The organism is Deltaproteobacteria bacterium (genome assembly GCA_016219225.1).
GTDB lineage: Bacteria > Desulfobacterota > RBG-13-43-22 > RBG-13-43-22 > RBG-13-43-22 > RBG-13-43-22.
This window is the reverse complement of record JACRBX010000328.1, coordinates 1-6,882: the sequence shown is the minus strand read 5'-3', so window position 1 is coordinate 6,882 and position 6,882 is coordinate 1. Positions and strand designations below refer to the sequence as shown.

Below are 6,882 nucleotides of genomic sequence, written 5' to 3'. Positions count from 1 at the left end.
TAACCATATGATTCCATAAATAAAATATTATTCTCCCCCCCCTTAACCGTCTATAGCCTGACCATTGTCAAAAAAGGAATTTCCTATACTATCAAGTTATCAGCTTTTTTCTTCACATTTTTTCCTGAGTATATTAATTTATGTCGGAAAATACTCGCTTATATTATTTGATATGGGTAAATAAAATATCAGAATATAGCTCCCCCTTTGGCGGGCCAAACATCCGGGCCGTCAAGAAAGATTCCAAACACTTTGTCTTCCGTTATCTTTTTCTCCTTGACCCTCTTTTATCTCTGCTTTAAACTATTATTATGAAAAATTTAATTCTTGTCGGAGGGGAAGAATATGAAAGAACGAATTCAAATTAATCCCAATATTCATTTTGGGAAACCCTGTGTCTCGGGCACTCGAATTCCCGTCCAGAATGTCCTGGAATTAATAAAGGAAGGGATTACTTTTGAAAAAATCATCAAAGACTACTACCCCGATCTCCAGCTTGAAGATATTCGTGCGTGCATTCAGTATGCTATTGAAATAATGACCGCAGAAGATATTCACATTGCAACGGTCGCCGCATGAAGTTCCTTCTTGATCAGGATGTCTATGCGGCAACTGGCCGATTTCTCATCGGTCTGGGACACGACGTAGTCACCGTCGCTAAAATTGGGTTGTCTCGTTCAAGTGACTCTGATCTGCTCGAGATTGCCCATGATCAAAGTCGCATTTTTATCACCCGCGATAGGGATTTTGGAGGCCTTGTCTTTGTACAAGGTTTAGGTGCGGGAGTGATCTATCTGCGGATGATGCCCTCAACCCAAGATACAACTCATCAGGAATTGGCCCGAGTTTTGGAGGAACACTCCGAAACTGAATTAACACAGGCTTTCGTAGTCGTCGAACCGGGAAGGCACCGGTTTCGGAAACTCGGATAGCTGCCCTTACCAAATTTCAATATAAAAGATGCAACCCTATGGTTTTCATTTAAAGGAGGTCTCACTCCCACCCCAATTGTTGTTTTACCAGGGCGATATCCTGCGCTTCCAGTGGAAAGGGGAAACTCCGGATGTCACTGGCCGGGCCGTCCCCATAGGGGCGGTTACAGGCCGCTTCCATTCCTCCTCCCGGACAACCACTGGTCATGAAGGGTCTCCCCGTATCAATCCATTGTTCTACCTCGGATTTCTTCAAACCGAATGAAATAATTCTTCCCTGGTCATCGAACTCCAGGTCTTCTGCCCGGCAATGATCAAAGTCAATCAGGTATCTGGCCAATTGGATCCGGCGATATTGATCCACCGGACAGGACTTCTTGTGGGCCATTCGGGACCCCTTTTCCGGAAAAAAAGAAAACAGATGGGTGCGGGCACCTAGATCCCTTACTTTCTGGATCCTTTGGATCATCTGGTCCTCTCTCTCCCCCATGCCTACGATCAGGTGGCAGCCGGCCTTGTTTCTCCCAAAGACCTCGGCCGTCGCCGAGAGCATTTCCCAGTATTGGTCAAACCGATGAGGGCCGCCCACCCCTTTCCCCCGATGAAGGTCAAATAAATCTTCCGTGGCCAAATCGAGAGCCACGGCGGCCATCTGGGCACCTTTCCTTTTCATTTCCTGAAGGTCGGAGGGTTTCATGCTGGTTGGGTTCATCAGGATGGAAACCGGGAGGCCCACTTCCCGGTGGAATCTTTCCGTCAGATAAAGGGTGTCCTGTACGGCCCGGGAATGGGTGATCATGGAGATACACACCCGATGGAGGCGGGCTTTATGGGCGATCGTCTCTCTCATGATGGTTTCCAGATCGTAAGTCGGCCAGGGCACCCGAATAAAACTTTTTTCCCCAAAGGCCCCTTCCCTGGATTTTTGTAACCCGCAATAGGCACAATTGGCCCGGCACCCTTCCGGGTAGGTCAATAAAAGATTCAGGCAGTAAAGGCGGGCATTTCTAAAAAACAACCCTTCTTTCAGCCCCAGGGTCATAGCCGCAGCCAGGCTCATTTGAAGGTATTCCGGACTGCTCGGTTGTTCCGTCGAAGTTCTTTTTTTTGGAGAAAGCATTTAAGACCTCTTTTTTAAAATCTTTGACAAGCGGGCGACTGACCGCTGTCCGCTATTTATAATATTCTCTGAAAGCGATCCAGTTTTGACGGATGGTTTCGGAAAAATCCGGTCTGTTCCACCGGGCCATCATAGCCTTTCTCTTTCGGACCCCGAGATTCAAGCTGTGCCCCAGAAGACCTCTTAATTCTTTCTCATATTGTTTAAGAGATTGAAAATTTCCCTTTCGAACCGCCTCGGCCGCCGCTTGGCCGGCCATTTCGCCGGAAAGGAGGGCATTGCCCACACCGGCCCCGGTTATGGGGTGACAGGTCCCGGCCGCATCGCCGGCCAGGATCATATTCTCTTTGGCCACCGGAATCAGTCCGCCCACCGGAAGGATCCCTCCTCCTTGCCTTTTGATCGCATCTTTTATCAAATCTTCCTGGGCCAATTCCATCTTAAATTGATCAAGGACTTTCTTCAAGCCCTTGTGTAAAGAAGGAACGATGCCGACCCCCAAGTTGGCCTCGCCCCCTTTCGGAAAAAGCCAGCCATAACCTCCTTGGATATAAGGACGGAAATAGATACGCGTATGGTCCAAGGGCCTTGTTAGGGAAATCCGGTACTGGGCGGAAATTAAAAATTCCTTATGACCGCTTCCCATCCACCGGCCCACCTGGGAGGAAGGGCCATCGGCCCCGATGATGACCCGGCTTGAAATCCTGACCAACCCTTCTTTCTCCCGGGCAACAACCTGATCGCCCTGCCGGGTCCAGGCCTGGATCCCTGTTTTTAATTCTGCCCCGGCCTTGACCGCCAAACCGGCCAGCTCCTGGTCCAAGCGGTCCCGGTTGATTATTGCACCGGGGACAACCGTTTCTTTAACAGCGTCTCCGGGAATAAAAGTTTGCATGGCCCGGACCGTTTGAACCAGAAGGCCGGGACGGTTTAATTCCACATATCGGCTCACGGGCAGGGGCACATATTCGGCACAACGCACCGGGAGACCGACCCGCTCCCGCCGTTCCAGGAGGATAACGGCAGCCCCCTCCTGAGCCGCGAATCGGGCCGCCATGCTTCCGGCCGGTCCGGCCCCGATCACCAGGACATCGCAGGTCCATTGTTGATACTCAGACATTCTCTGATCCTACCAATTTCAAAACCTTTTCCAGCAACCCTATCCGCAAATGGGTCTGCTTCTCAAAGACCCCCTGATAAGCCTCTTTTTCCTTGTTCAATTCATAACAGGTGGTGTTTTCGATATCGATTAATAGACCTGACAAGCCTGCCTGTTTAAAGGCCTCCTGCCTTTTGAGCTGGAAGGCATCGCAGCAGCAGCCGATATAGGTCTTAAGGCCCTTTCGCTTTTCTTCTTCGAGGGACTCCACCAGGTGTTCATAATTCTGGATGGTGATCACCTTGATGCCCTTTCCCTTGGCCAGGGCAAAGGCCTCGCCGATGGTACACCCGCCGCACTGGATACAGCCGTCCTTGGCGCGGTACTCACATTCAGGCAGCTTGGAACAATAAGGCAGCAGGAGTAATTCGCATTGTTCCAGAATCTCCGACAGGGATCCGTTGAAGGTGGTCATAAAATCGGCCTCTTCAAAGGAAAACCCCAGATCTGGATAGGCCGTCTTGGCCACGGCTAATTGAATCGCCCGGGAAAAATCCCCGGGACGCAAACCCATGAGCCCCACCCGGTTTTTTTTAAAAAATCCTTCCACGCCCATGCCCAGGTCTTTTATGGCCGTATTTTTCAGGGCGGTCTCCAAATCAAAAACCGCCCTGCGGGGATGGATAAAAAAATCCCCGGTAATCAAAAGGTCTTTGATTTTTTTCTTCTTAACGTCGACCTTGACGGCCGTTCGGATCAAGCCCCCGTCTTCCTTATGGATGGAGCGAAACACCTCCTGAGGCCGGAAGGGGATCCTGTTGCCCTGAATCCACTTATTTGAAAGCATCCCGGGCAGTCGTTGCCGGAACAGGTCTTCTTCCTGCGCGGTAATTTCTCCGGCTTGGAAACGAATGCCCAATCCGTTAGCGAGGCCTTTTTCCAGGGCCTCTTTTACTTCTTCCAGAGAAGAGACCCGACCGAGCTGTTCCTTCAGACTGGTTACCCGCTCCCGGGCCGAAGTCAATTCCCGGTGGTTCAATTTTTCAACGGGGATGCGCAAGGCCTTGATCAGGTGTTCGAGATTAAAATCAATCAGCAGGGTGCCCTGAAAGAGGAAAACATCCCCTTCAAAGGCCGCCCCGGTGCCGGAAATCTTTCGGCCCTGGATTTCAATATCATTCCGGGGACGGAATCGGGCCTCCAGCCCCAAGGTTTGCAATCCCCGGGCCGCGGCCCGGCAGATGGCCCCGGTGATCTCCTCCATGGTCAGGCCCAGGGAAAGGGATTTTCTGGAGGCAATCAATTCCCAGCCCAATTGACCCTCATCGAAAAAAACGGCCCCGCCTCCGGTGATCCGGCGATTGATATCAATCCCCTCCCGGGCGCAGTAATCCACCCGGATCTCCTCAGCCACGGCCTGGTGATAGCCCACCAGGGCCGCCGGAGGGGAAAACCGCAAGTACCTGAGGGTATCAGGGATGATTCCTTGGACCCGGGCCGATAGCAAAGCCTCGTCCCAGGCCATGTTCTCGGCCCCGCTTAATAGGCCGGTGTCGATAATTCGTAGCATGGCTGTTCCATGCCGGATTATGGCTGTATTATGCTCTATCATGAATTGATCAGGGCGCAACACTCAGTATGATAAGAAACGTCCATCCCCAAATCTTCGGCCATCTGAACGGCCCGGTCACTTGGATAGGTGATTCCATCCAGCCCCGCCTCGATAGCCAGGCAATCGGTCTTGCGACGGTGAAGCCCCAAAGGGCGTTCACAACCCAAAACGACCGGTGTTTGGGGAAATAGTTTTCGGGCTAAGGCAAACAGTTCTCCCATGGCCTCCGGATCCGGAGGGGGCGTTTTGGCCATGACCGTTTTGGGGATGGGCCGAAATCCGACCAGCACCAGGGTCTTTATGGGATAAGGGGCGATCATCTCCAAGGCCCGCGGTTCTCCCAGGATTTGCCCAAAATGGAGTCCCATCACTATATGAGGGGCTGTTGGGATAGCCCGATCAGTAAGGCGTTTAAGGGATTGCTCATACTCTCCAACCGTGGCCTTAAGATGGTAGACTTCGCGAATGGTCCGATTGTCCCCGATGATATCCAGCAGGGCCAAATCCACCCCGGCTTCTGCCAGGGCATCGGCCATAAGAGGAGAAACCAGGCCGGTATGGACCAGAACCTTTAACCCCAATTCAGAGCGAATCTCTTTAATAACCGGGGTAAAATCCAACAAGGGAACCTTTCCTTCCTGATCCGCCCCTCCGCTGATCAGGATAGTCCGCCCCCCCCTTTCGGCCATTCGGCGGGCTGCTTCCTTTAAAGCCTGGGGGGTTCTGGCAGCCTGCATATTCTTTAAGATGATTCCTCCGCAATGCTTACACGTCAGTGCACAATGGCTGCCCGTAACCGATACGGCCCCTGTCCCGCAGGATTTTGTTAAGGGGAAGGGCGGGGCCTCGACTTTTTTTAAGGCCGGGAAGAAAAAAGAGATGGGTTTTCTTTGATGGTCCATTTGCTTCCAGTATATTAAAAAAAAAGGCCGGAGATCAACCTATAAATATTAATTTCCATTATTGATGAAATCGTAATAACCCGTCATTCCCGGGAACGTAAAATATCCTATTGCCCTAAGCTGATTTTTCTTCTATGATCGTTTTCGGATTAAAATAAAACCAGGAGGGTCCCCATGGAACAACAAATTTGGCATAAGTATAAATGGCCCAAGGAAGTACCTTACACTTTAAGTAAGCCCCCTCAACCCCTTTATCAAATCCTGGATGACCGGGTCAAAGAAACACCGGATCAAACTTATACTATTTTCGCCGATCGCCATCAGACTTACCTGGAAATCCAGGATATGGCCAACCGGGCCGCCACCTTCCTGGTCCGGAAAGGGATAAAACCCGGAGACCGGGTGGCCCTCTTTCTACCCAACTTACCCCATTTCCCGGTCGCTTTTTTTGGTGTTTTAAAAGCCGGAGCGGTTTGTGTAACCTGTAATCCTTTATATACGGCCAAGGAGTTGAATTTTCAGCTCAAGGATTCCGGGGCGGAAGCCCTTTTTGTCCTGGATCATCCTGTTTTTTACCCCACCGCCCTGGAGGCCATTAAAGGGACTGGGGTAAAAACCGTTATTGTCTGCGGTATTAAGGATTTTCTTCCCCCTCTAAAGGGCTTTATCGGCGGTCTTCTGGGGAAAATCCCCAAGGCCCCCTCTTTGGACCCTCAGCATATACCCTTTCGGGAAGCCCTGAAAACCCCACCTGACCCGCCTGTCCTTAAAATCGATCCGGTGGAGGATCTGGCCCTGATCTTATACACCGGGGGCACCACCGGAGTACCGAAAGGGGCTTCTTTGACCCATAATAATATCGGTTCCAATCTGGCTATGCTGGACGAATGGGCCCGGATTGATCCGGAAGACGGCGGCCCGGCCCAAAAAATTTCCCTCATGGGCAATCAAACCTATCTCGGTGTGTTGCCCTGGTATCATTCTTATGGTTTAACCTTGACCTTGCTGGCCTGTTGTGCCGGAGGTTTTCGGGTGGTCTGCGTTCCGGACCCCAGGGCCGGGAATCCCCCCTTTACCGAAGTCTTAAACCTGATCCAGAAATACAAAGTAACCGTTCTTCATGGAGTGCCGACCCTTTACAGCGCCATTATCAACCACCCTCTGGTCAATAAATTCGACCTCAAATCAGTTATCTATTGCGCCTCCGGGGCCGCCCC

7 protein-coding genes are annotated in these 6,882 nt (G+C 51.4%); 3 read left to right on the top strand and 4 right to left on the bottom strand.

The window, feature by feature from the left end:
- Positions 1 to 345 precede the first annotated feature (345 nt).
- Complete coding sequence (locus tag HY879_26350) at positions 346 to 579, top strand: DUF433 domain-containing protein (GenBank protein ID MBI5606867.1); 234 nt, start codon at positions 346 to 348, stop codon at positions 577 to 579.
- Complete coding sequence (locus tag HY879_26345; protein ID MBI5606866.1) at positions 576 to 932, top strand: DUF5615 family PIN-like protein; 357 nt, start codon at positions 576 to 578, stop codon at positions 930 to 932. Before HY879_26350 ends, HY879_26345 begins: the two co-directional genes overlap by 4 nt.
- Before the next feature lie 61 nt (positions 933 to 993).
- Here the strand turns inward: HY879_26345 and HY879_26340 are convergent, their stop codons facing one another.
- Genes HY879_26340 through HY879_26325 form a run of 4 tightly spaced genes read right to left on the bottom strand, consistent with a single transcriptional unit; the run spans position 994 to position 5,665 of the window.
- Complete coding sequence (locus tag HY879_26340; GenBank protein MBI5606865.1) at positions 994 to 2,052, bottom strand: radical SAM protein; 1,059 nt, start codon at positions 2,050 to 2,052, stop codon at positions 994 to 996.
- A gap of 52 nt (positions 2,053 to 2,104) precedes the next feature.
- Positions 2,105 to 3,172, bottom strand: a complete 1,068-nt coding sequence (locus HY879_26335) for an NAD(P)/FAD-dependent oxidoreductase (GenBank protein MBI5606864.1) — start codon at positions 3,170 to 3,172, stop codon at positions 2,105 to 2,107.
- Positions 3,165 to 4,721: a DUF116 domain-containing protein gene (locus HY879_26330; protein MBI5606863.1), complete on the bottom strand. Its 1,557-nt coding sequence runs from the start codon at positions 4,719 to 4,721 to the stop codon at positions 3,165 to 3,167. The genes HY879_26335 and HY879_26330 overlap by 8 nt, the downstream gene beginning before the upstream one ends.
- Positions 4,722 to 4,759: 38 nt before the next feature.
- Positions 4,760 to 5,665, bottom strand: coding sequence for a radical SAM protein (locus HY879_26325; protein ID MBI5606862.1), 906 nt, complete (start codon positions 5,663 to 5,665; stop codon positions 4,760 to 4,762).
- A gap of 174 nt (positions 5,666 to 5,839) precedes the next feature.
- On the opposite strand from HY879_26325, the gene HY879_26320 reads away from it, so the two are divergent.
- Positions 5,840 to 6,882, top strand: a 1,043-nt coding sequence (locus HY879_26320; GenBank protein MBI5606861.1) for an AMP-binding protein, incomplete at its 3' end; no start/stop codon positions are given.